The organism is Pseudomonas cichorii (assembly GCF_015471405.1).
Taxonomy (GTDB): Bacteria; Pseudomonadota; Gammaproteobacteria; order Pseudomonadales; family Pseudomonadaceae; genus Aquipseudomonas; species Aquipseudomonas serbiensis.
In genome coordinates this window covers 1-22,613 of record NZ_BLVZ01000014.1, presented here as the reverse complement: position 1 = coordinate 22,613, position 22,613 = coordinate 1, and the positions used below count along the sequence as shown (strand labels likewise).

The window sequence follows — 22,613 nt, the reverse complement described above, 5'->3', positions numbered from 1 at the left end:
CCACTTGCCCCGAGGTTGCTTCAGGGCAGGTGGCCGGCGTCATCAATGAGGCAGGTAGACAGTCAGGGTCTGGCCGGGTTTAAGGGCCTGACCGGTACGTGGATTCCAGCGCTTGAGATGCTTCATCTCGACGTTGAAGCGCTTGGCGACCAGATACATCGAGTCGCCTTTCTGGATCTTGTACTGCATGGATTTCTTTTCGGGCTCGGCGCTGGCCGTTGCAGTGGCTGCTTTCTCGGCCTTGCCGCCCTGAACGATCAGCGTCTGGCCAATCTTGAGCTTGTTGCCGGACAGCTTGTTCCAGCGCTGCAACTCTTCGACATCAACCTTGTGGGCCTGAGCGATGCTCGACAGGTTGTCGCCATTCCTGACCTTGTAGCTGCGGCTGGTGGCCGGTTTGTCGTTGCTGGCCAGCTCCTCGAACACAGGCTGCGAAGACTTCATGCCCGGCTGGACCGGAATGCTCAAGGACTGACCGGCCTTGAGTTTGTTGCCAGCCAGCCTGTTGTTGCTCTTGATCGAGCTGACCGGCACCTGATAACGGCTGGCAAGGCTTTCGAGCGTATCGCCACGACGTACGCGGTAGGGTTGCCATGCGGTCAGTTCTTCGGACTTCATGGCCGACAGGCTTGCTGTCAGTATGTGCGCCTTTGAAGTCGGCACCAGCAAATGCTGAGGGCCATCAATGGTCAGGCGCTTCTTGAAGGCCGGGTTGAGCTGGATGAGTTCGTCTTCGTCGATATTGGCCAGGCTTGCGACCTTGGACAGATCGACACGCTTGTTGAGCTCGACGACTTCGAAATAGGGTTCGTTGGCAATCGGGTTCAGGTTGACGCCATAGGCATCCGGCGACAGAACCACCTGGGAAAGTGCCAGCAGCTTGGGCACATAGTCGCGTGTTTCCTGAGGCAGCGGCAGGTTCCAGTAGTCCGTTGGCAGGCCGAGCTTCTCGTTGCGTTCGATGGCGCGGCTGACTGTGCCTTCGCCCGCATTGTAGGCCGCCAGTGCCAACAGCCAGTCGCCGTTGAACATGTCATGCAGTTTGGTCAGGTAATCCATTGCCGCCACGGTGGACGCCTGGATATCGCGTCGACCGTCATAGAAGCTGGTCTGGCGCAGATTGAAGTAGCGCCCCGTGGACGGGATGAACTGCCACAGGCCTACAGCCTGGCTGCGGGAGATCGCCATCGGGTTGTAGGCGCTTTCGATCACTGGCAGCAGGGCCAGCTCAAGCGGCATGTTGCGTTCTTCCAGGCGCTCGACGATGTAGTGCATATAGAGGCTGCCGCGCTCGCCCGCGTTTTCCAGAAAGGACGGGTTGTTGGCGAACCACAGGCGTTGCTGATCGATACGGGGGTTCTGGTCGTTGTTCTGTTGCAGCTGGAAACCCTGGCGCATCCGGTCCCAGATATCCTGGGGCGGGGCCGACTGGTTTGGCGTCTGGGTAATGAAGATGGGTTTTTGCTTGATGCCGGTGGACAGGTTGGGCGTGCGGTAAGTGCTGCTTGGCTCCACATGACTTGTGGTCTGGCAGCCTGCCAGCAGCGCACTCGCGGCTACAGCCACAGCCTGAGCCAACCGAGTCAATGCGTCCGAATTTAGGTGTTTGCGTGTAAGTGACGACATTGGCTGGGGGGGACTTCCAGGCGAAAATGTCGGGCGATTCTAGAAAGCGTCCCCCCAACGGTCAACCTTTCAGAATTTTCGTGCCGATTCCACGCGCTTTAGAACGTATCTTTCCAAGCCCTCAAGCTAGCAAAAACCTCGCTCGGCGAGCTGTTTTCACGGCCGGTCCGTTCGTCCGCTTTTTCTTTAACAGATGTTTCCCGGACCCTGAGGAAGGGGTTTGTGCGTCGTTCCAGAGCTAGATTGGAAGGCAGGCTGATACGATTTTCACTGCGCCATTGGCTGACTTGCGCCAGACGTTCGGCAATATCCCGATTTTCGGGTTCCACGGCCTGGGCGAAACGCAGGTTGCTTAGTGTGTATTCATGGGCGCAGTAGATCAGCGTGCTGTCGGGTAAGGCCGCCAGTCGGCTCAGGGAATCATGCATCTGCTGCGGCGTCCCTTCAAAAAGGCGTCCGCAGCCAGCGGCAAACAGGGTATCGCCACTGAACAGCACGGGAGCCGTCGCGTCATCGTGATAAAAGGCGATATGGCCAAGGGTATGGCCCGGGACGGCATGGACCGCGAAATCCAGGCCCAGAACGGATACCCTGTCGTTGTCCACCAGCGCGATGTCACGGGCGGGGATGTTTTCCGTGGCCGGGCCGAGCACTCTGGCGCCAGTGGCCTGCTTGAGCTGCACGACACCACCGACATGGTCGTTGTGATGATGAGTGATCAGGATATCGGTCAGTTGCCAGCCGGGATTGTGCTCCAGCCAGTCGAGTACTGGCTGCGCATCACCCGGATCGACCACTGCGCAGCGTTGAGTGGAAAGGTCTTGTAACAACCAGATGTAGTTATCGTTGAAAGCGTGCAGGGCGTGGATCTGTATCATGGCGCAGTTCGCACATCGGGAAACAATGGTGCATCTTAGTCTTTGATACGGCTGCAAGCGAACCCCCAAGGAGACCTCAAATGACCGATGAAGCGTTCGCCCAGGCCGATCCTGAATGGCTTGCTTTGATCCAGGCCGCCCGCAAGTGGCTGTCCGGGCCGTTGGGACAACTCCTGCTTGAGGAGGAGCGTCGGATTCTCGAAGACGAACTGGGGCGTTATTTCGGTGGTTATCTTGTGCATTACGGGCCATCTGCCGAAAACCCGCCCGTGGCGAAGCAGGTACAACGCAATGTCAGGCTTGGCGCGCCGCTGCCCGGCGTAGAGATCGTCTGCGAAGAAGAAGCCTGGCCATTGAGCGAGCATGCCGCCGATGTGGTGGTCCTGCAGCATGGCCTGGATTTCTGCCTTTCGCCCCATGGCCTGCTGCGCGAAGCCGCCAGCAGCGTCAGGCCGGGCGGGCACCTGCTGATTATCGGTATCAACCCCTGGAGCACCTGGGGTTTACGGCATGTCTTCGCTCGCGATGCCTTGCGCAAGGCGCGCTGCATTTCACCGTCCCGTGTCGCCGACTGGCTGAACCTGCTGGGGTTCGCACTGGAGAAGCGGCGCTTCGGGTGTTATCGTCCGCCCCTTTCTTCGGCAGCATGGCAGGCACGCTTCAGCGGTCTGGAAAGCCTCGGTGAGGGGCGGCAAAGTCCGGGCGGCGGCTTCTATCTATTGGTGGCGCGCAAACTGGTGGTTGGCTTGCGCCCCTTGCGTCAGGTCCGTCGCGAGCCGATGGGCAAGCTGATCCCGTTGCCGATGGCCAAGGTCAACCGCAACACGCCGCAACCTTGATGGTCTGGCCTGTCGTCCTGCCCGAATAATCCCTTGATTCTGGAACGGTCGTAATGAGCGAAAGCGTTGAACTCTTCACTGATGGCGCCTGCAAGGGCAACCCTGGCCCCGGCGGCTGGGGTGCATTGCTCATCTACAAGGGCGTCGAAAAGGAATTGTGGGGCGGCGAGGCCAATACCACCAATAACCGCATGGAGCTGACCGGTGCCATTCGCGGCCTGGAAGAACTCAAGCGTCCTTGCGAAGTGACCCTGGTGACGGACTCGCAATACGTCATGAAAGGCATCACCGAATGGATGGTCAACTGGAAGAAGCGCGGCTGGAAAACCGCTGCCAAGGAGCCGGTCAAGAATGCCGACCTCTGGCAGCAACTGGACGAACAGGTCAGCCGTCATACCGTGAAGTGGCAGTGGGTGCGTGGCCATATCGGCCATCCCGGCAACGAGCGTGCCGACCAGTTGGCCAACCGTGGTGTGGATGAGGTGCGCGGCATCAAGCAGGGCTGACCGTTTGCCCGATGAGCTGAACGGCTCATCCGGCCTTGCAGCGTGCTAAGATCGCGGCCTGTAGACGAGGCAACAGTCAATGGCAGTGCAAAACACAGATAACAGATCCGTAGTACTCGATACCGAAACCACCGGTATGCCCGTCACCGACGGCCACCGCATCATCGAGATCGGTTGCGTCGAGTTGATTGGCCGCCGCCTGACCGGGCGGCATTTTCACGTCTATCTGCAACCTGATCGCGAGAGCGATGAAGGTGCGATTGGCGTTCACGGTATCACCAACGAATTTCTGGTTGGCAAGCCGCGCTTCAATGAAGTCGCCGAAGAGTTCTTCGACTTCATCAAGGGCGCCCGGCTGATCATCCATAACGCGGCGTTCGACGTTGGTTTCATCAACAACGAATTCGCGTTGATGGGCGCGCACGACAAGGCCGATATCACCCAGCATTGCTCGGTGCTTGATACGCTGTTGATGGCCCGTGAGCGTCACCCGGGCCAGCGCAACAGCCTCGATGCCTTGTGCAAACGCTATGGCGTAGACAACTCGGGCCGTGAGCTGCACGGCGCATTGCTCGACTCCGAGATCCTGGCCGATGTCTATCTGGCCATGACCGGTGGGCAGACCAGCCTGTCTCTGGCCGGTAACGCGAGCGATGACAATGGTTCCAGCGGTGGGAATGCCAACCGCGGCAGCGAGATTCGCCGCCTGTCAGGTCGCCAGCCGTCGCGCATCATTCGTGCGACCGAAAGTGAGCTGGCAGAGCATGAAGCACGCCTGGCCATTATTGCCAAGGCGGCCGGCGCGCCAGCGTTGTGGGTTCAGATGCAAGAGGCCAAGGCTCAGGCCCAGTCCTGACCAGGCAACGGTTTGCACCAACATGGCAGTGGTGAAATGACTGTAGCGAACCCGTCACTGAGCATTCGTGTCGCAGACGAATGCTTCGAGGACTATATCCTCAACAGCGAGTTCACCTTTACGGTCCAGGGCTACGCCCGGGTGGTCGTGGGGGAGAGTGTCGAGTCCTGGGTCATCGATTCGGTAGAGCCTTATCTCAAGAACTACGGCATCGACTCACAGGAATTCTGCGATTACCGCGACGCCGCCGACAGTACGGTGCTGGTTGCCTGGCTGGGAGAGCAGGCGGTCGGGCATATCGTGCTCAGCACCCACTGGAATGGTTTTGCCCATATCGATGAGCTGGCGGTCGACGAGTCGGCACGTCGTTGCGGGGTTGCCCGATCCTTGCTGGATGTGGCGCAGTTCTGGAGCCGCCAGCGCAATCTGCCGGGGATCATGCTCGAAACCCAGAACAATAATCTGGCGGCTTGCAGGCTGTATGAGCGGTGCGGGTATGTGGTGGGTGGTTTCGATCACATGCGTTACCGCAGCATCGACCCGCAGACTCGTGAGACAGCGATTTTCTGGTATCTGATATTTCCCTGAAGGGTGGGAGCGAAGAAATATCTTCCCGGATAAATCCGGTCCCACACCTGCACACGGATGTTATGGGATTCGGGTCATCTTCACGCCGGACTGGATCACTTCAAAATCATCCCCGCCCAAATGGTTGACCCTGTCTCCGATAGCCAGGCGATACGTTTTGACAGGCTCCTTGCCGTCAGCCTCATCAGGCTGTGATTCCTGGAATTCATGCACCGGGTAGATACGGCCTGCCGCATCTCTTGCATGAAACTGTCCGACGAGAACTGAAGCCATCTGCTTTGTAACCTCTGAAACTGAAGATAACCGTTGGATTAAGAATCCACCGAGGCTTGTAGACCACTGATTCATAGGTGAGTTTGGCGGGCACGAAAAAATAGTGGGCTATTCCATTCGCCTCTTGAACATGACTTGGGCTATACCTGATGGTTCCTTGAATCAGATGACGGATATCTCCATGAGCCAGGTTCACTCCATCGCTGTATTGGTCGGCAGTCTGAGAAAAGACTCCATCAACCGTAAGATCGCGCTCGCATTGGCTGATCTGGCCCCTGACACACTGAAGCTGAACATCGTCGAGATCGGTGACCTGCCGCTGTACAACGAAGACATTGATGGCACTTCGGCCCCGCAGGCCTACACGAGATTTCGCGAACAGCTTGCAGCCGCAGACGGCCTGTTGTTCGTTACCCCGGAATACAACCGTTCAGTGCCAGGCGCCCTGAAGAATGCCATTGACGTGGGCTCGCGGCCCTATGGCAAAAGTGCTTTCAGTGGCAAGCCGGGCGCGGTGATCAGTGCTTCACCCGGCGCGATCGGTGGTTTTGGTGCCAATCACCATTTGCGCCAGTCACTGGTGTTTCTGGACGTTCCTTGCCTGCAACAGCCCGAAGCCTATCTGGGCAATGCAGGTACCTTTTTCGACGAGGCCGGTACGCTGTCGGAGAAGACCCGGCCGTTCCTGCAAACCTTCATCAATGCCTACGCTGTCTGGGTAGAGAAAAACAGCAAGGTCACCGCCAACTGACATTGCTCGAGGCTTCATTTCAATATCCGGCAATCAATTGCTTTATGTAACGCAGCCATTTCGACGCCCTCCATAAGCTGTTTCTTTTCCTTGCCTGCGCCGGTCATCCGGCGTGTGGCGAGATTTCATGAAAAGGAAATGGCACATGTCATCACCCCCGTATTTTTTCAGCGAGTCGCTCAAAGTGCGATTCGAGCAGAGTATCAAGGCGGCAATCGACACATCCCGTATCCGGGGCGACGAGGGCAGATGGCTACAGCGACTGGTGGGCGAAACCGGCAAGTCGGACGTGCCTCCTCCCCGTGTCGACAGGCTGGTCATGGATGATGGCTCCACGCCCAACGCTGAGCTGGCCGGCGCATTATTGATAAGCGATACGCAGGACAGCAAAGCTCCGGTGTTCCTGAGTACCTTGTTGTTCGGTATCGAGCGTTTCAAGAGCAGGGCTGCGTTGCTCGTCAGCCTCAAGAAAAGGTTCGACGAGATCCGGGAAATGTCGCTGGAGGTCGATGCGCGCTTGATCGATGGCCCGCTGTTCGAGGTTCAGATGCAGTCTGTTGTCCAGCAACAGGTGCAGCATCTTGACCGGTTGTCCGAACGACTGCACGGCATGCCGTCCCTGCAGACTGCGCTCGGTAAAGCCTTGCAGCAAAGGCTTGCACAGCTTCTGCCCGGCAATGATATCGATGTCTTCCACCATCCCGTGCAAATCGTCGAGGAACGCTCATCCGAAAGCGTCATGACGACCAGTCTGGTGGCATGCACCCAGACACTGGTCGAGGTCGCGACCCATAAATATGCGGGTGAAGAGCCTGGAAAAGGGCTTGTCCTGAGATTTCTGGATGCTCAAGGCCGGATTCTGACCCCGGTCCAGGCGCAGCCATACGTCCAGGCGCTCGATGAGTTGAGGTCTATCGTCACCGATACGTACGAGCAGTTGCTGGATGAGTACTGGAGTCAGGTTACGAATGATGGCCGCACGCTACGAGATGTTGTCGCCCATGCCCTGGCCGAGTCCTTGCGCCAGACCTTGTTGACCGGTACAGAACAAGGGGCGCTGACGGGACACGAATGCCGTCATCTGAGTTCACTGCTGCCGTATCCCGGTGCGCCTGAGGATTTGAAATCGGTCACGGTCAGCAGGCTGGCTGTCAGTATCGGTGATCAGGAGCCGGTCAAGCTGGTCGGTGTATTCCTGATCGAGTTTCGGGTCGAGCAGTTACCGGTGCTGTATCTGTTTTCATCGTTGTACGGGTTCAGGCATTACGTTGACAGGAAGCAGATCAGCGAGCATTTCTCCAGTGTTCAGGGGCGAGCCGAACTGCTGAGTTTTTCCTCGCTGGACGATCACCCCCTGATCGACATGCAAGGCCCGCTCAAGCTGCGTGTGGATGCACTGACTGTTCCATGGTTCCCCGAATTCATCAGGTCGATCATCGGCTTGCAGAAGCGCAATGTTCGTTATGTGCTGGGCCTGCCGGCAATCGTTTATCAAAAGGCATCGGTCCGGGTCGACGATGCGCTCGATGTGCGTGGCCTGCTGGATGCCCGGCTGTTGCGCCTGCGCGATTCTGGACGCTGGCAGGCCGGGCAGATTGAATTCGAGCCGCTCTGGGATCACTTGCCTTCGGTCCCGACGGTCGATCAAGGGGATCACGATTACCCCGTACTGCAAGCCTGGGCTGACAGAATGATCAGCCTCGATGCGCGAATGGAGCGTCTGGCCACGCTGCATTCGGGAGTGGAGACGTGCATGCGTCATGCACTTGATCGCTATCTGGCACTGATCGGCGGTGAACCTCTGGATGCGCGTGAACTCTGGGTCGTGAGGGCCAGCTCCGGCGAGCCCGCGATTCGACTGGTTTCGCTGGCTCTTCAACGGGTCAGTCAACCAGGCCTTGTACCGCTCCTGGACGGAACGGTGGTGAAAGGGCAGGCCGCTGCGCTTCAGAATCAACCCGAGATCCGTTTGCCGCTGACGTTATTCGAGTCGATGCTCAAATGGATACTGCCCGATTTTGCAGAGCGTTATGACCGCCAGCAGCGAGACTTCTATTCTCTGCCGACTCGTCGACTCGATACGCAAATACACCCTGGCGTATGGGCGACTCATTCCCGTGAAGACGCTCTACGTCTGGAACTCTCTCTGGAACGGCATCTGGAAGTATTCGATACGAAGGTCCTGGATATGCTCCAGCAAGTGCTGGACAGACCGCTGCCGCACCTGCGCGAGGTACTGGGCGATGAGCGGGTCGAGGTCTGCATGCTGTCATTGCATTACGAGCCGGATCTGCCACCGATTCCACTGGCGAATGCTTTCGTGCTCTACAACCCCCGGCAACCCGGCTCCAATGTTCTGTGGACAATGTTGAACGGTCTGACGAAATTCGATTCTCGCCAGGCACTGGCAGACAATTTGCTGGCCTGCCTGAGACGTGTGGACAGGATCGATAATGTGCTTGAACTCTTGTCCGGGGCGGACAGGCATGCATTGCTCAAGTACCTTGAGCGACCTGGCGAATTGGGTATCCGTGTCATGTTCCAGGTGATTGAGGGGCATCTGGTTCACGCGCTACAGGAGGCTGAAAACCAGCGACAGCGGATGACCGTGAATTTTATCTACAACCGGGCGCAGACCTGGGGCCTGACCCCCGATCTGTTTGGCAAAGCGCTCGCGGTTACCGAGCGCGACGATGGAACCCGTCAGGCAGTGAATGATCTGGGCGCGGCTCTTCAGGTGTTGATCTATAAAGCCATTGCGCCGACCTGGGTGACCGAATCTTCGTTTGATGACCTGATTACGCTTACCAATCTGGTGCAGCGTTTTTATATCTCCAGCAGTACGCACGAAGATTTCCTGTTTGATATTCCCGATATTCGTGACCATGCAAAGGAAAAGCTGAGCGAGAGGCTTTCGGTCGATTTTCCGGGCGCGAATCTGGACTCCGATCAACTGATCGTGACCCTGACGCACTATGTACCCGCGATTGTTGCGACCGGCCAGACACCCCAAGGCATACCCGCAGCAACCCAGAAAATAAGCGAAACGCTCACCGATTTTTCCATCAACCGCTTTTCATCCATACAGGATGGCGTCATTTCCATTGCGCACAAGGACGGCAGCCCTTTGAGCGCGTCGTTGACCCCCGAATACATTCGAGACTTGTTGCAGTCGCTGGATGTCGCTACCGACTATCGGCAACTGGTCGATTCGGCGCTCGATAACCGTAGCCCTTCCCATCTTGTGCGCAAGAGTAACTTTGCCGAGCAGATTCCGGTTACAGAGGTCTTGAAGGCATTTGTACTCAAACTCAGGAACAAGCTGTCGGCTGAGGCATATGACTTTATCGAGTCTGTATTCAATATGCCTGACGGTATTGCCCGCTTGCCGGTCCGTGGGTGGGACGTGGTGCTGAGTCCCTTGCTGATCCTGCCCGCTCCCAAAGGCTGGGAGCCGACTCCGGTTCTTGGCGTTTACGTGATTACTCCTAAAGCTTCGCAGCAGCCGGGGCCCTGGGTGATCTATGCGCCGCTGTGCGAGCAGTGGACATTCAGAGAGTATGCCGACCAGGCAGCTCTGGTGACCGACCTGTGTACTTCCGGCAGTCTCCAGACGTATGTCCTTGACCGCATTGACCCGACCATGCGCCACATCTATGACCATGGTGGCTTTCACGAGCCACATCTGCCTTTCAGCATTGAAGACTCGATGGGCCTTCCCTTTGAGCGCCCGCTGCCGGTGACTTTCATGCTGGAGCCCTGCGAGGGGAATGCGCTGGAGTATCTGTTACCGGGGGTTCTTGAGGCTTTCAAGTTCGATATACGTCAGCAAAGCGTTACCAATGACGAGAACCGGCGCACCTCGTCAAAGTACTTGTTCGGCCTTGCGGTTGAACAAGTACTGGCATTCGTGCCGGGGCGTCTCGGTGCGTTGGTCGGTGTATGGCAGAGCCGCGATCTGTTTCACTCTTCGGCTGTTTCCATTGGCGAGCAGAGGTGGGGCAAGGCCGTATCGGAACTTGCAGCAGGTTTGAGCGTGCTGATTTCATCCCGGCAAGAACCACATAAAGGTCTTTTATCCGAAGAGGAGGTGACAGTCGGGTCTGCAGAGTCCACGTCCTTCCCTGAGTTTTCCTGGAGCACCAATGCGCTTACCGAGGAATTACGCAGCCGCCTGAGTGCGTTCGAGGTACATGACGTCGCTCTGAACGCGCTCCGCAAGGATGAAGTGCTCAACGTTTCCAGGGATGAGAATACGGGCAGGCAGTACGCCGCCGTCAATGGCAAGGTCTATCAGGTCCAGTCCAGCAAGGACGGTTGGTTTATCGTCATGCAGGACAAGGTCGGACCTTCCATCAAGCTTGATACTAACCAGCACTGGGCACTGCAATTGCAGGGTGGCCTCAAGGGCGGCGGTGGCGTTGTTACCCGCATGAAAAACAACCTGGTGGAAATGGAAGTCAGTGAGAGTCTGGTCGTCGATGCCCGCGGCATACACGAGATTCGTCAGATCTACCGTGACAGGGCGCAATGTATCGAGCAGGGGCATACTCAGGCTCGTCGTTACCTGGAAAACTGCCTTGATAATCTTAACCGGCGCTCTGCAGAGGGCACGCTCGATCCTCGTGTCGAACATATTGTCGCCAGCTTCTTTGATGCCAGGCATCCGGATACGCGCCTGTACGATGCGGTCAAGCAAGTCGTGACACCCATCTACGAAGAGCTGATTTCCCCGTCATTGTCGCCCATCAATTCGCAGCGTTATATCGTCGGATTCAATAAAAGAGGGAATGAGACATCCAGTGCCTTTGTCTTTTCCAAAGACCCTTTGAAAAGGATTTTTCTGACCGAGCAGTTTTTTCGTTTGCCCCGCTATCGCTTCAAGGTCAAGGTCATCAGGTCGGGCAGTTTCAACTATGGCGACCATTACCGTGCGACGATTCTGATTCATGAATTGTCCCATCTGGTTGCAGGTACCGAAGATATTGCCTACGTGGATTCCTATGCCCCCTTTGTCGACTTGCTGGAAGATGCTCCGGGCTATCGGCTACGCATCAAGAACGAACAGATCATCCAGCAACAGAAATCCCTGTCCTACCAGACCGATCGCAGCCAGTTGTTCAAGCAGATTGAAAATGATGACTGGAAGGATCTGAGGCGAGGGGATGCAAAGAACGCGATCCTGCGTATAACCGGCAAGCGAACCCTGGAGGAGGCCAGGGAAGTGTTCTATGCCGATATCCAGAAACGCACCGATGTCATGCTCAGTAATGCCGACTCGGTTACCTTGCTGATCTCCTTGCTGGGGCGACAGCGGTTCACCTGAGCGCCAGGCCTAAACCAGATAATGACGCAGCTCCCTGGCAATCAACAGGCGCTGAATTTCACTTGAACCTTCATAGATCTGGGTAATGCGGGCATCCCGGTAATAGCGCTCCACGGGATAGTCCTCCAGATAGCCATAGCCACCATGAACCTGTATCGCCTTGGAGCAGACCCACTCGGCCATTTCCGAGGCGAACAGCTTGGCCTGCGAGGCTTCGGACAGGCAGGGCAGACCTGCACTGCGCAAGCGGGCAGCATGCAGGACCAGCAGTCGTGTCGCGTTGATGCGCGTGTGCATGTCGGCGAGCATGTTTGACACGCTTTGATGCTCGATAATCGGTTTGTCGAACTGCACCCGCTCCCGGGCATAAGCCAGCGCGGCCTCGAATGCGGCGCGGGCTATCCCCAATGCCTGCGCGGCAATTCCGATACGCCCGCCTTCCAGGTTCGACAAGGCAATCGCCAGGCCCTTGCCGCGTTCGCCCAGCAGGCTGGCAGCGGGAATCCGGCAATCGTTGAGTGTCACGGCGCAGGTGTCCGAGGCGCGAATGCCCATCTTGTGTTCGCTGCGATCAACCACGAAGCCTGGGTTATCTGTGGGCACCAGAAAGGCTGACAGACCTTTCTTGCCCAGTTCGGGATTGGTTACGGCAAACACGATTGCCAGTTGCGCACGCTTGCCGTTGCTGACGAATTGTTTGGAACCGTTGATGACCCAGTGATCCCCCTGCAACTCGGCGCGGGTGCGCAGGTTATGCGCTTCGGAACCGGCGTGGGGTTCGGTCAGGCAGAAACAGCCGATAGCCTTGCCGCTGGCCAGTTTCGCCAGCCAGGTCTGCTTCTGTTCTTCGTTGCCGTAATTGAGGATGGGGCCGCAGCCTACCGAACTGTGGACGCTCATCAGCGTGCCGGTGGCGGCGTCGGCGGCGGAGACTTCTTCGACCGCCAGGGCATAGGCCACGTAATCGATATAAGTCCCGCCCCATTGTTCGGGCACGATCATGCCCAGCAAGCCCAGTTCTCCGAGCTTTTCGACCAGAGCATTGTCTATCCAGCCAGCCTTTTCCCAGGCCTGGGCATGTGGCGCTATCTCGTTGCAGGCGAAGTCTCGCGCCATGTCGCGGATCATCACCTGCTCTTCAGTGAGTTCGATATCGTGCATGATTCACGCCTCCAGACTGCTGAAGAAACCCTGCACATGCTCGGGGTTCAGACCCTGCACGCTGGAAGGGTTCCATTGCGGCCTCCTGTCCTTGTCGATGATCAGGGCGCGTACGCCTTCGATCAGGTCTCCATGCTTGAACCACAGTCGATCCAGATGCAGCTCCATGGCAAAGCAGGATTGCAGTGACAGATGCCGACCGCGGCGGATCATCTCCAGGGTCACGGCCATCGCCAGGGGAGAGTGGTTCTGCATCAGCCGGACGGTTTCCAGTGCCCACTGATGAGTGTTGGCGACCGTAACCTGCTGCAATTGCTCGATGATGCTCGGTAAATCCGGCAATCCAAAGAAGTGGTCGATGGCTGGCCGCAAGGCTTCCAGTGGCGGAGAAGGCAGGCGCTGAGTGGCCAGCTTTGCCATGGCGCCCTGCAGATCCTTGAGAGGCGTGGACTTCCATTTCAGGTGGTCGAGCATATGGTCCAGTCGAGGCAGCATTTCGCTTTTCATGGACCAGTCGGCAAGGCCGCAATACAAGGCGTCGGCCGCTCCGATCTGGGTGCCGGTAAGCCCCAGGTAAGTCCCCAGCTCGCCGGGAAGGCGGGGCAGAAAATAACTGCCGCCGACGTCCGGAAAATAACCGATGGCCACTTCCGGCATGCCCAGCCGGCTGCGCTCGGTAACCACCCGCAGGTCGGCCCCCTGAACCAGCCCCATGCCACCGCCCAGTACCAGGCCATCCATCAGGGCCAGTACCGGTTTTCGGTAATCATGGATCGCCAGATCCAGCGCATACTCTTCGACGAAAAATGTCTGGTGCTGGTTCTGTCCGCTCTTGTAACTTTCATACAGCGAGCGGATATCTCCACCGGCACAAAACGCCTTGCTGCCCGCGCCACGCAATACCACGGCATATACCGTGGGGTCTTCGGCCCAGGTATCGAGCTGGCGTTGCAGGGTGCGAATCATTTCCAGGTCAATGGCGTTCAGGCTGGCGGGACGATTCAGAGTGAGATGGCCGATATGATTGCGCACCTCGACCAGAATCGGTTTCTGGCTGGGCTTGCGAACCGAGAGAGCGGGTGACACCTGTGAACTCATTCTGAACTCCTTGTTCGTTTGCTCTTCTTCTACTTATTATTTTTAGCGTGAAGCAGATCCTAACAGCGCCAATGAGCAAAACAAAATTGCGCTTAAGCATAGTCTGAAGCAGCAATTTGCCAGCTGTTGTTTGGACCTTTCGCGAATAAATTCGCTCCTACAGTGCTTGAACGGGCGCGAATTCATTCGCGAAACCCCAGAAAGGAATCCATGAACGATAAATACGCTCCCCGCCAATGGCAGCCCCATGAGCGGCCGACCATGCCGGGCTCGCCTTCCACGCCCCTGCACTCCACGCGCAGGCGTTGGGCCTTCGCACTGGTGGGTGTCATCGTTGCCCTGACCGGCGGACTGGGCAATGCGCTAGTGGTCGCCAACCTGCCTTATCTGCAAGGCGCACTGGGCGCTACTTCTGCGGACATTGCCTGGTTACCGGCGGCCTACGTCATGACCAACGTGTCCATGAACCTGCTGCTGGTTAAGTTTCGCCAGCAGTTTGGCCTGCGCGCCTTCACCGAGTTGTTCCTGGTGCTCTATTCGCTGGTGACTCTGGCCCACTTGTTCGTCAATGACATCGAGTCGGCGGTTGCGGTGCGTGCGGCCCATGGAATGGTGGGTGCCGCGCTCAGCACTCTCGGGCTGTATTACATGATCCAGGCCTTCCCCCAGAAGTGGCGGCTCAAGGCATTGGTACTCGGGCTCGGTACAGCGCAACTGGCGACGCCGCTGGCGCGACTGGTGTCCGAAGACCTGTTACAGATTGCCGAGTGGCGAGGTTTGTACCTGTTCGAGCTGGGCATGGCGCTGTTGTCGCTGGGCTGTGTGTTGATGCTCAAACTGCCGCCCGGTGATCGCTTCAAGGCGTTCGAGAAACTCGACTTCCTGACCTTTGGCCTGCTGGCCAGCGGTTTTGCCCTGTTGTGTGCGGTGCTGTCATTGGGGCGGATCGAGTGGTGGCTGGAAGCGCCCTGGATAGGCATCGCCTCTGCTGCTTCCATCGCGCTGATCTGTGCGGGGCTGGCCATCGAGCATAATCGCAGCAACCCTTTGCTGATTACCCGCTGGCTGGGCAGTGGCGCGATTCTGCGTTTGGGGTTGGCGGTGATCCTGTTTCGCATCGTGCTGTCGGAGCAGTCCACGGGGGCCGTGGGTTTCCTGCAGACGCTGAACATGGGCAGCGAGCAGTTGCATACCCTTTATCTGGTCATGCTACTGGGCAGCATTGCCGGTCTGGCGGTCAGCGCCCTGACCATCAACCCTGCACACCTGATCAAGCCGCTGCTGATTTCCCTGGCCATGATGGCGGTGGGAGCCTGGATGGACAGCGGCTCCACCAGCCTGACCCGGCAATCGAACATGTACCTCAGCCAGTTTCTGCTGGCGTTCGGCGGGACGTTTTTCCTTGGGCCGACACTGGTGCTGGGCATCAGTGGCGTCATTGCCAACCCGCGCAACATGGTGAGTTTTTCCGTGCTGTTCGGGATCACCCAGAACATTGGCGGGCTGATCGGGTCTGCTGCTCTGGGTACTTTTCAGGTTGTACGCGAGAAATTCCATTCCAGCCATCTGGTCGAGCACCTGACCCTGATCGACCCGCTGGTGCAGTCCCGCCTGCAAAGCGCCGCTGCCGGTTATGCTTCGACCATTGCCGACCCCGCGTTGCGCACGACCCAGGGGATTCGCTCACTTTCGACACTGGCGACCCGCGAAGCCAATGTCCTGGCCTATAACGATGTATTCATGTTGATTGCAGTGATCGCCGTGCTGACGATGATCTGGATTTCAGCCCGCATGCTGTGGCTGAAAATGACCACCCGACCCATTGCACCGACGCCTGCTTCACCTGTCACTCCACCTTCCGTCCCTAGCCGTGGCGCCAACCTTTCATGAATGAACCGACCCAGCCAAAAACACCGTCCCCCAGCTCTCAGGACAATGATGAGGCCATTCAGGCGCCCGATACTCCGCCGCCGCCTCCGGTAACCACGCCACCCACCACCGAACCGCGCTCAAGGCGCAAGCGCATCATCTCGTCGGCGATCTTTGCCGGCATCGCGTTGGCGGGCGTTCTGATCGTGCTGTATGCCTGGGAACTGCCGCCGTTCAAAAGCCCGATCCAGAGCACCGAAAACGCTCTGGTTCGCGGCCAGACGACCATCATCGGTCCGCAGTTGAGCGGTTATGTGCATGAAGTGCCGGTGCAGGACTTCCAGTTCGTCAAGGCAGGCGACTTGCTGGTGCGCCTGGATGACCGCATCTATCGCCGTAATCTGGAACAGGCCATGGCGCAACTGGCGGTGCAGAAAGCCGCATTGGCCAATAACCTGCAACAACGGCGCAGTGCCGAAGCGACCATTGCCCAGCGTCAGGCGGCCTTGCAGAGCAGCATCGCCCAAGGCAGCAAGAGCGCGGCGGACCTTCGTCGCAATCAGGCGCTGGTGACTGACGGCTCGGTATCGCGCAGCGAACTGGACGTCACCCGTGCTGCCGATGCCCAGGCCATTGCGGCAGTGGCCGAGGCCAGGGCCGCGTTGCAGATATCACGTGAGGACCTGCAAACAGTGATCGTCAATCGCGACTCGTTGCAGGCCTCGGTGGAAAGCGCCCAGGCAGCCATCGAGCTGGCGCGTATCGATCTGGACAATACCCGCATCCTGGCCCCCCGAGACGGGCAATTGGGGCAGATTGGCGTGCGTCTGGGCGCTTATGTGAACTCGGGTGCGCAATTGATGGCGCTGGTCCCCAACCGGTTGTGGATCATCGCCAACATGAAGGAAACCCAGATGGCCAATGTGCGTCTCGGCCAGTCGGTGAACTTTACCGTCGATGCCTTGAACAACACCCGGCTCACCGGGCGTGTACAACGTATCTCGCCTGCGGCCGGCTCGGAATTCAGCCTGCTGCCCGCCGACAACGCCACGGGCAACTTCGTGAAAATCTCCCAGCGCATACCGGTACGTATCATTGTCGACCCCGATCAACCAGCGGCCGAGCGCCTGAGGCCGGGGATGTCGGTGGTGGTCAGTATCGATACCCAATCGCAAGGCGAGGTGCCAGCGGACCCTCAGTAATCCCCGCGCTTGCGAAAGGCCCAGCGACCGGCAATCAGGGTAAAGGTCGCAACCAGCGCCACCAGTATCCAGAATCCTTCTGGGTCCGAGGCCAGCGGGATACCGCCGACGTTCATGCCGAAGAAACCGGCGACGATGTTGATCGGCAAGGCCAGCACTGTGACCACGGTCAGGGTGAAAAGGGTGCGGCTGCTTTGTTCGTTGAGGTTGGCTGCGATCTCTTCCTGCAACAGTTTGATGCGCTCGCCCAGGGCCGTCAGGTCGCTGATGACCAGGGCCGACTCTTCCGTGGATTGACGCAACGCCTGCATGTCCTCTTCGCGCAGCCAGTGGGGAGGGCGGTGCAGCAGGCGCATCAGTGAACCGGGTTCCAGCGCCAGCAGACGTTGCAGACGCACCAGCACCCGACGCATCGCTCCGAGTTCGGAGCGGTTGTTGCTCAGGCGCTGGGACAGCAATTGGTCTTCGATCTTGTCCACGCTGATACTGGTCTTGCGCAGGAACTGGGTCAGCACCTCGCCCTGATCGCTCAGCAGATGGGCCAGCAACTCCAGTGGTGAGTGAAATTGCTCGCCACGCTTGACCGCGGAACGCAGCTTGTCGACGGAGCGCAAGGGTTGCAGGCGCGCTGTGATCATCAAGTGACTGCGGGTACAGACCCATAAAGTCGAGATATCGGTCGACAGCATGTTGAAGTCGAACACCACATCGTTGACCACCGCCAGCAGCGCTGAATCGATATGTTCGATCCGGGTCGAGCGCGAGCCTTCGTTCAACGCCTCGAAGAACTCGTCCGGCAGCTCCAGATGGGTTTTCATCCAGCGCTCGCAGGCCGCGTGAGACAGGTTCAGGTGCAGCCAGATGAAGTCGTCGTTGTCCGGGGTGTTTTGCAGGTAATCCATGACAGCGGCAGAATCGATTTCCCGACCCCGCTCACCCGGACAAAAACGAAAGCCATAGAGCAGGCCGAAAAGGTCTGAATCCTGATGCCGCGCAATGCTGTGGTTCATGGCTTTCCACGTGCAAGCCTGCCCGGAGCGGGGAGGTGAAGCGCGCATCATGACAAGCCGGTATTACATATTTGTGACGGAATATTGCGGGCTGTTTCCGGGGCTCTACGCCTAAACCATTGCCAATGGCCGCTTGCGGGTCGGCGTTGGCCAGGCCCTGTCCAGGTCGGCCAGATCCTGCGCTGTCAGGACGATTTTTTCGGCCTCGATATTCAGGCGAATGTGCTCAGGATTGGTCGCCTTGGGAATGGCGATCATGTTCGGCTGACGCAGCACCCAGGCCAGGCTGATCTGTGCCGGCGTGGCGCTGTGACGATTGGCGACTTCGTGCAGGGCAGGGTGATAGAGCAGGTCGCCCGCCTGACCGATCGGGCAGTACGCCATGATCGGCAAATGCCGGTCATTGGCCCAGGGCAAAAGGTCGAACTCTATACCGCGTTGCTCGGGGTTGTAGAGTACCTGATTGGTGGCGCAGCGTGGGTTGTCCAGCTCCATCATGTCCGACACATCGAAGTTGGAAACGCCCCAACTGCCGATCTTGCCAGCCTCGCGCAACCGCTCGAAAGCCTCGACGGTTTCGCCCAGCGGGTATTCGCCCGGCCAATGCAGCAGGTAGAGGTCGATGTAATCGGTATTCATTCGCCTGAGACTGGCTTCGCAAGCCTTGGGAATGCCTTGGCGGCTGGCATTGAACGGGTAGACCTTGCTGACCACGAATACCTTGTCGCGTTGCCCGGCAATCGCTTGCCTGACCACTTCTTCGGCGCCGCCGTCGGCGTACATCTCGGCGGTGTCGATCAAGGTCATGCCTTGTTCGATGCCCATGCACAGCGCGGCGATTTCCGCAGAGCGTTGATGGCTGACTTCGCCCATGTGCCAAGTGCCTTGACCCAGTACGGGGACGCTTTGACCTGCCAGTTCCAGTGTGCGCATACGACCCCCTGCAATAAATGGACAGGCCTCAGGCAACAAAGGCTGCACGAGGTTCCGTGCAGCCTGTCGAACACAACGAGTTAAACGCGGAATTGTTTCAGCAAGCCATTCAACTGTTCGCTCAATCCTCTCAGATGCTGGCTGGCAGCGGTGGACTGTTCAGCGGCAAGGGCCGTGCCTTGGGAGAGTTGCGCGGCCTGAGTGACGTTCTGGTTGATGTCATCGACCACATGGGATTGCTGCAGGGTGGCGCTGGCAATCGAGGCATTGAGGCTGTTGAGGTTACGCAAGGCCTGGCTGATGGACGTCAGGCTCTGACCGGCCTGATTGGCCTGCTCGATGGTCAGTTGCGAGGAGCGGCTGCTGTCGCCGATCACCTTGACCGCTGCGTCGGAGTGACGTTGCAGACGCTCGATCATGCCCTGAATCTCGGCCGTGGACTTCTGGGTCCGTTGGGCCAGTAGCCGCACTTCGTCGGCCACCACGGCAAAACCACGGCCCTGTTCCCCGGCCCGTGCGGCTTCAATGGCCGCGTTGAGTGCCAGCAGGTTGGTCTGCTCGGCAATCGAGCTGATGACTTCCAGTACGCCACCAATCTGTGTGCTTTCGCTGGCCAGGGTTTGCATCACTTCCACTGCCTGGCCGATGGTGCCGGACAGATGGTCGATCTGACGCAGGCTGTTATCGATATTGACCTGGCCCTGTTGCGCCTGGGACTCGGCATCGCGCATTTCGCTGGCTGCGTGCTCGGCGTTCTTGGCCACGTCCTGCACGCCATAGGTCACTTCATTGACGGCGGTGGCCACCAGATCCATTTGCTGGGATTGTTGCTGGCTGCGCTCTTGAGCCTGCTCGGCGCTGTGGCCCAGGTCGGTTGACGCCTGGCCCAGCCCTACAGCCGAAGACTGCAACTCGATGACCACGCTGCGCAGCTTGGCGGTGAAAGCATTGAAGTGTTTGCCCAACTGGGTGATTTCATCGTTGCCCTGGGTTTCCAGAGTGCGGGTCAGGTCGCTTTCCCCGCTGGCGATATTGGCCATGGCGCTGACAGTCAAGCGCAATGGCAGGACGATGCTGCGCAGAATCAGCGTCACCAGCAGCGTCAGGACCAACACAATGCCTGCACTGAACAGAACGGCATTCCACATTTGTTGCTTGAACTCGGCAGCCACGTCATCGACATACACACCCGAGCCGATGATCCAGCCCCATGGCTGGAACAGTTGCACGTAAGAAGTCTTCTTCACCGGCTCGCTGGCACCCGGTTTTGGCCAGCGATAGTGAATCAGCCCGGCACCCTTGCTCTTGGCCACGGCCACCATTTCATTGAACAGCGCAAAGCCGTCCGGGTCCTTCACGCCCGACAGATCCTGGCCATCAAGCTTGGGGTTGGCGGGGTGCATGACCATTACCGGGCGCAGATCGTTGATCCAGAAATAATCGTTCTGGCCATAACGCAGGGCCTTGATGGTACTGAGAGCCTGCTGCTGCGCGGCTTCACGAGTCAGGGTGCCAGCGGCTTCCAGCCCCTGGTAGTAAGTGAGAATGCCGCTGGCTGTCTGGACCACATGCGTGGTTTTCTCGGCCTTGGCCAGATAGAGATCGTCATGGATCTGCTTGAGCATGGCGGCCGCGAGCACAAAGAGCATCAGCACAGAGACAATGAGAATCAGCCATAGACGGCGGCTGATAGATAAGCTGCGCATATTCATGATGTTCACCCTAATTCGTTGTTTTTTCTTTTTTTATGAGTCATCAGGCAGATCCTTGCACTGACTCTCAACGCTATCTTCATGATGTCGGCTTAACATGACTAAATCTGAGACAACAGTCACGCTTTTTTAGACGTCGGCGCCATATAGCCAAAGGCTTACACGAACAGGCGCGATTGGCTCTATCCCCAGCGTCGTGGCAAATGTAGGATCCAATTCAACAACTGCAGCGAAGGATCGATGCAGCGATAAGGGAAGATCGGCCATTGCCAGGAGGCTACTGACAGGATGTCGGGATGGTATTGTGTGCAAAACGACCCGCTTCGGCGGGTTTTTTGCTTTCTGGAGAACAGGATTGCGCCGCACGCCCGGCATGAATGCACGTCATTCTGTGGGAGGGGCCTTGGCCGCGACGACTGTATTGATGACGATAAAGATCCATGGGGTGTACCGACCCATCGAAAAATTTACGTCCGCTAACGAAAATCCTGTCACCTGCCACCAAATCCGACACCCTTTTCCCTTTCCTCTGCATGAAGTTTCCGAGAAAATCCCGGGGCCTTGCGCAGGGTGATTTCGGGCTCTAGGCTGCGGTCGTCGCTGAACATCAGCGATCGGGTTTAGCAGCCTGTTTGTCCAATCCCAGCGTAAGCTCCGTCTATGGCGGCTTTGTGCGGGGCACTTTCGAGTGCGCCGGTTTTGGGATGGTCACCGGTCTGCTAACCCGTATCAAAGCTGCCACCTTTGTCCGTTTAGCAGCGAGCATTGGGAGGCCCGATGGAGATCGTCCCGATGACCCAAGTAACCCCTGATCCACCGCAAATAACGCTTGAAGAATCCCTGTTGTATGTCAGCGATCTGCTGCGTTGCGCTGCTGCCACTGCATACGAAACCGGCGATAGCCTCAACGGTCCGAAACGTGATCTGGCGTTTTCGGTGGTGCATTTGATTGGCATGGCCAAAACTGAACTGGAGCGGTCGTTGGCGCGGGTTGAGCCACGCTGATAATGCAGATTTTTTCGCGAATGAATTCGTTTCTGGTGAGGCGGATTCATCCGTGAATACTTAAAGGCTTTGAACTCAAGTATTTCAGCATAACGCCGAGTATGGTTCTCTTAACGCTATTTTTTGGACGTCTTCTATATGCAGGCTGAGGAGTTTTTGTGATTCGAGCAATCTTTCCCCAACGCCATTGATACTTATCGATACGGCTGAGTCACTTGCCGAAGAACACGATTCGGTGTTTCAACTAATCATGAAAATCTATGAATTTCAACCTCACTTTCTAGTTGATATCCTATGACATAATCAGATAGTCCTGCTTTCTTGATGTCTTCCCAGCTAGCTGGAATGGTACCGACTTCCGAATCAAACTCGATCCAGTTCACTTTATCAAACCTTTCATCGGTTATATTAAACTCTTCATTTTTTTTAACTGCCGCATTTACAATGTCCTGTGTGTAAACTTCAAACTCACAGGAAAGTCCATATATGGCTCCGGATAACGATTTTATCATTATCAGATAAGCTCCCTGTGCATACTCTTTGATATATGCATCCGTTGCGTAAAATATTTTTTCCATACAGTCCTCACATTGGAAATGCAGTTACAACTTTATTTGTATTCGGCTTCACAACAATCCTAATAGAGTTCAATATTGGATTGCCTGCTGCCGCACCTGGTTTGCCGCCCTGAATACCAGCATCAGGGTATGGGACGTCATAGATCCAATTACCATTTCCCGGAGTCTCAATATGAGGTTTTATACCATCGCGTTTGGCGATAGCCCATGCTTGCTCAGTAGCAGATATAGGCTCCTCCGCAAATACTCCGTGGGTAACTTGTCTTGCGGGATCATCTACACCATGTAATCGAACATGGTCTGCGCGTGTCTTACCTTTAGGATCAACACCACTCCAGTCCAAGTTTCCACTTGGAGTATGGTTTACAGTGGTCTGAGTTTTCCCTCCCTGACACCCATTCA

The 22,613-nt window shown here is 57.4% G+C and carries 18 protein-coding genes and 1 pseudogene; 9 read left to right on the top strand and 10 right to left on the bottom strand.

Annotated elements, in window-relative coordinates:
• Positions 1 to 42: 42 nt before the first annotated feature.
• The gene (locus tag JL015_RS20925) at positions 43 to 1,626 is read right to left on the bottom strand and encodes a lytic transglycosylase (RefSeq protein ID WP_201019788.1); all 1,584 of its coding nucleotides are present in this window, start codon (positions 1,624 to 1,626) and stop codon (positions 43 to 45) included.
• A 98-nt stretch (positions 1,627 to 1,724) separates the two neighbouring features.
• Complete coding sequence (gene gloB / locus JL015_RS20920; RefSeq protein WP_201019787.1) at positions 1,725 to 2,504, bottom strand: hydroxyacylglutathione hydrolase; 780 nt, start codon at positions 2,502 to 2,504, stop codon at positions 1,725 to 1,727.
• An 80-nt stretch (positions 2,505 to 2,584) separates the two neighbouring features.
• On the opposite strand from gloB, the gene JL015_RS20915 reads away from it, so the two are divergent.
• The 4 genes from JL015_RS20915 (at position 2,585) to JL015_RS20900 (ending at position 5,293) form a co-directional block, all read left to right on the top strand.
• Positions 2,585 to 3,343, top strand: coding sequence for a class I SAM-dependent methyltransferase (locus JL015_RS20915; protein ID WP_201019786.1), 759 nt, complete (start codon positions 2,585 to 2,587; stop codon positions 3,341 to 3,343).
• Positions 3,344 to 3,396: 53 nt separating this feature from the next.
• Entirely contained in the window at positions 3,397 to 3,849 is a 453-nt protein-coding gene (rnhA, locus tag JL015_RS20910) for a ribonuclease HI (RefSeq protein WP_025259238.1), read from the top strand.
• A 79-nt stretch (positions 3,850 to 3,928) separates the two neighbouring features.
• A complete protein-coding gene (gene dnaQ, locus JL015_RS20905; protein ID WP_201004307.1) occupies positions 3,929 to 4,705 on the top strand; it encodes a DNA polymerase III subunit epsilon in 777 nt (258 codons plus the stop codon).
• A 36-nt stretch (positions 4,706 to 4,741) separates the two neighbouring features.
• Positions 4,742 to 5,293 (top strand): GNAT family N-acetyltransferase, encoded by a 552-nt coding sequence (locus JL015_RS20900; RefSeq protein ID WP_201004305.1) that lies wholly within the window; start codon positions 4,742 to 4,744, stop codon positions 5,291 to 5,293.
• 60 nt (positions 5,294 to 5,353) lie between these two features.
• Here the strand turns inward: JL015_RS20900 and JL015_RS20895 are convergent, their stop codons facing one another.
• Positions 5,354 to 5,566: a hypothetical protein gene (locus JL015_RS20895; protein ID WP_025259241.1), complete on the bottom strand. Its 213-nt coding sequence runs from the start codon at positions 5,564 to 5,566 to the stop codon at positions 5,354 to 5,356.
• Between the two features lie 181 nt (positions 5,567 to 5,747).
• Between JL015_RS20895 and JL015_RS20890 the strand changes: the two genes are divergently transcribed.
• Both JL015_RS20890 and JL015_RS20885 read left to right on the top strand, forming a co-directional pair.
• Positions 5,748 to 6,317, top strand: coding sequence for an NADPH-dependent FMN reductase (locus JL015_RS20890; RefSeq protein ID WP_201019785.1), 570 nt, complete (start codon positions 5,748 to 5,750; stop codon positions 6,315 to 6,317).
• Between the two features lie 145 nt (positions 6,318 to 6,462).
• The gene (locus JL015_RS20885) at positions 6,463 to 11,643 is read left to right on the top strand and encodes a dermonecrotic toxin domain-containing protein (RefSeq protein WP_201019784.1); all 5,181 of its coding nucleotides are present in this window, start codon (positions 6,463 to 6,465) and stop codon (positions 11,641 to 11,643) included.
• A 9-nt stretch (positions 11,644 to 11,652) separates the two neighbouring features.
• On the opposite strand, the gene JL015_RS20880 is transcribed toward JL015_RS20885, so the two are convergent.
• Together JL015_RS20880 and JL015_RS20875 are read right to left on the bottom strand one after the other, a co-directional pair.
• Entirely contained in the window at positions 11,653 to 12,804 is a 1,152-nt protein-coding gene (locus tag JL015_RS20880) for an acyl-CoA dehydrogenase family protein (RefSeq protein WP_201019783.1), read from the bottom strand.
• Positions 12,805 to 12,807: 3 nt separating this feature from the next.
• Complete coding sequence (locus JL015_RS20875) at positions 12,808 to 13,902, bottom strand: enoyl-CoA hydratase/isomerase family protein (RefSeq protein ID WP_201019782.1); 1,095 nt, start codon at positions 13,900 to 13,902, stop codon at positions 12,808 to 12,810.
• Between the two features lie 210 nt (positions 13,903 to 14,112).
• Here JL015_RS20875 and JL015_RS20870 point away from each other — a divergent pair, with 210 nt between their 5' ends.
• Together JL015_RS20870 and JL015_RS20865 are read left to right on the top strand one after the other, a co-directional pair.
• Entirely contained in the window at positions 14,113 to 15,792 is a 1,680-nt protein-coding gene (locus tag JL015_RS20870; RefSeq protein WP_201019781.1) for an MFS transporter, read from the top strand.
• Complete coding sequence (locus JL015_RS20865; RefSeq protein WP_201019780.1) at positions 15,789 to 16,973, top strand: HlyD family secretion protein; 1,185 nt, start codon at positions 15,789 to 15,791, stop codon at positions 16,971 to 16,973. Before JL015_RS20870 ends, JL015_RS20865 begins: the two co-directional genes overlap by 4 nt.
• Here the strand turns inward: JL015_RS20865 and JL015_RS20860 are convergent.
• The 3 genes from JL015_RS20860 to JL015_RS20850 all read right to left on the bottom strand — a co-directional run bounded on the left by JL015_RS20860 (position 16,967) and on the right by JL015_RS20850 (position 20,628).
• On the bottom strand, positions 16,967 to 17,983 hold the full coding sequence (locus JL015_RS20860; RefSeq protein WP_201019779.1) for a transporter: 1,017 nt from the start codon (positions 17,981 to 17,983) through the stop codon (positions 16,967 to 16,969). The genes JL015_RS20865 and JL015_RS20860 overlap by 7 nt on opposite strands.
• A 111-nt stretch (positions 17,984 to 18,094) precedes the next feature.
• Positions 18,095 to 18,916 (bottom strand): aldo/keto reductase, encoded by an 822-nt coding sequence (locus JL015_RS20855; protein ID WP_201004289.1) that lies wholly within the window; start codon positions 18,914 to 18,916, stop codon positions 18,095 to 18,097.
• An 80-nt stretch (positions 18,917 to 18,996) separates the two neighbouring features.
• Positions 18,997 to 20,628 (bottom strand): methyl-accepting chemotaxis protein, encoded by a 1,632-nt coding sequence (locus JL015_RS20850; RefSeq protein WP_201004287.1) that lies wholly within the window; start codon positions 20,626 to 20,628, stop codon positions 18,997 to 18,999.
• A 792-nt stretch (positions 20,629 to 21,420) separates the two neighbouring features.
• On the opposite strand from JL015_RS20850, the gene JL015_RS20845 reads away from it, so the two are divergent.
• The gene (locus JL015_RS20845) at positions 21,421 to 21,633 is read left to right on the top strand and encodes a DUF6124 family protein (protein WP_201019778.1); all 213 of its coding nucleotides are present in this window, start codon (positions 21,421 to 21,423) and stop codon (positions 21,631 to 21,633) included.
• 248 nt (positions 21,634 to 21,881) lie between these two features.
• Here JL015_RS20845 and JL015_RS20840 read toward each other — a convergent pair whose 3' ends face one another.
• Both JL015_RS20840 and JL015_RS20835 read right to left on the bottom strand, forming a co-directional pair.
• Positions 21,882 to 22,211 carry a hypothetical protein gene (locus JL015_RS20840; protein ID WP_201019777.1) on the bottom strand — a complete coding sequence of 110 codons (330 nt, stop codon included), beginning with the start codon at positions 22,209 to 22,211 and terminating at the stop codon, positions 21,882 to 21,884.
• Between the two features lie 7 nt (positions 22,212 to 22,218).
• Positions 22,219 to 22,613, bottom strand: a pseudogene (locus JL015_RS20835) (hypothetical protein); the annotation flags it as partial.

Bases quoted from the DNA above. Each gene is read 5' to 3' on its own strand.
- JL015_RS20925 (WP_201019788.1), bottom strand. From the start codon at position 1,626: ATGTCGTCACTTACACGCAAACACCTAAATTCGGACGCATTGACTCGG.
- gloB (WP_201019787.1), bottom strand. From the start codon at position 2,504: ATGATACAGATCCACGCCCTGCACGCTTTCAACGATAACTACATCTGG.
- JL015_RS20915 (WP_201019786.1), top strand. From the start codon at position 2,585: ATGACCGATGAAGCGTTCGCCCAGGCCGATCCTGAATGGCTTGCTTTG.
- rnhA (WP_025259238.1), top strand. From the start codon at position 3,397: ATGAGCGAAAGCGTTGAACTCTTCACTGATGGCGCCTGCAAGGGCAAC.
- dnaQ (WP_201004307.1), top strand. From the start codon at position 3,929: ATGGCAGTGCAAAACACAGATAACAGATCCGTAGTACTCGATACCGAA.
- JL015_RS20900 (WP_201004305.1), top strand. From the start codon at position 4,742: ATGACTGTAGCGAACCCGTCACTGAGCATTCGTGTCGCAGACGAATGC.
- JL015_RS20895 (WP_025259241.1), bottom strand. From the start codon at position 5,566: ATGGCTTCAGTTCTCGTCGGACAGTTTCATGCAAGAGATGCGGCAGGC.
- JL015_RS20890 (WP_201019785.1), top strand. From the start codon at position 5,748: ATGAGCCAGGTTCACTCCATCGCTGTATTGGTCGGCAGTCTGAGAAAA.
- JL015_RS20885 (WP_201019784.1), top strand. From the start codon at position 6,463: ATGTCATCACCCCCGTATTTTTTCAGCGAGTCGCTCAAAGTGCGATTC.
- JL015_RS20880 (WP_201019783.1), bottom strand. From the start codon at position 12,804: ATGCACGATATCGAACTCACTGAAGAGCAGGTGATGATCCGCGACATG.
- JL015_RS20875 (WP_201019782.1), bottom strand. From the start codon at position 13,902: ATGAGTTCACAGGTGTCACCCGCTCTCTCGGTTCGCAAGCCCAGCCAG.
- JL015_RS20870 (WP_201019781.1), top strand. From the start codon at position 14,113: ATGAACGATAAATACGCTCCCCGCCAATGGCAGCCCCATGAGCGGCCG.
- JL015_RS20865 (WP_201019780.1), top strand. From the start codon at position 15,789: ATGAATGAACCGACCCAGCCAAAAACACCGTCCCCCAGCTCTCAGGAC.
- JL015_RS20860 (WP_201019779.1), bottom strand. From the start codon at position 17,983: ATGAACCACAGCATTGCGCGGCATCAGGATTCAGACCTTTTCGGCCTG.
- JL015_RS20855 (WP_201004289.1), bottom strand. From the start codon at position 18,916: ATGCGCACACTGGAACTGGCAGGTCAAAGCGTCCCCGTACTGGGTCAA.
- JL015_RS20850 (WP_201004287.1), bottom strand. From the start codon at position 20,628: ATGAATATGCGCAGCTTATCTATCAGCCGCCGTCTATGGCTGATTCTC.
- JL015_RS20845 (WP_201019778.1), top strand. From the start codon at position 21,421: ATGACCCAAGTAACCCCTGATCCACCGCAAATAACGCTTGAAGAATCC.
- JL015_RS20840 (WP_201019777.1), bottom strand. From the start codon at position 22,211: ATGGAAAAAATATTTTACGCAACGGATGCATATATCAAAGAGTATGCA.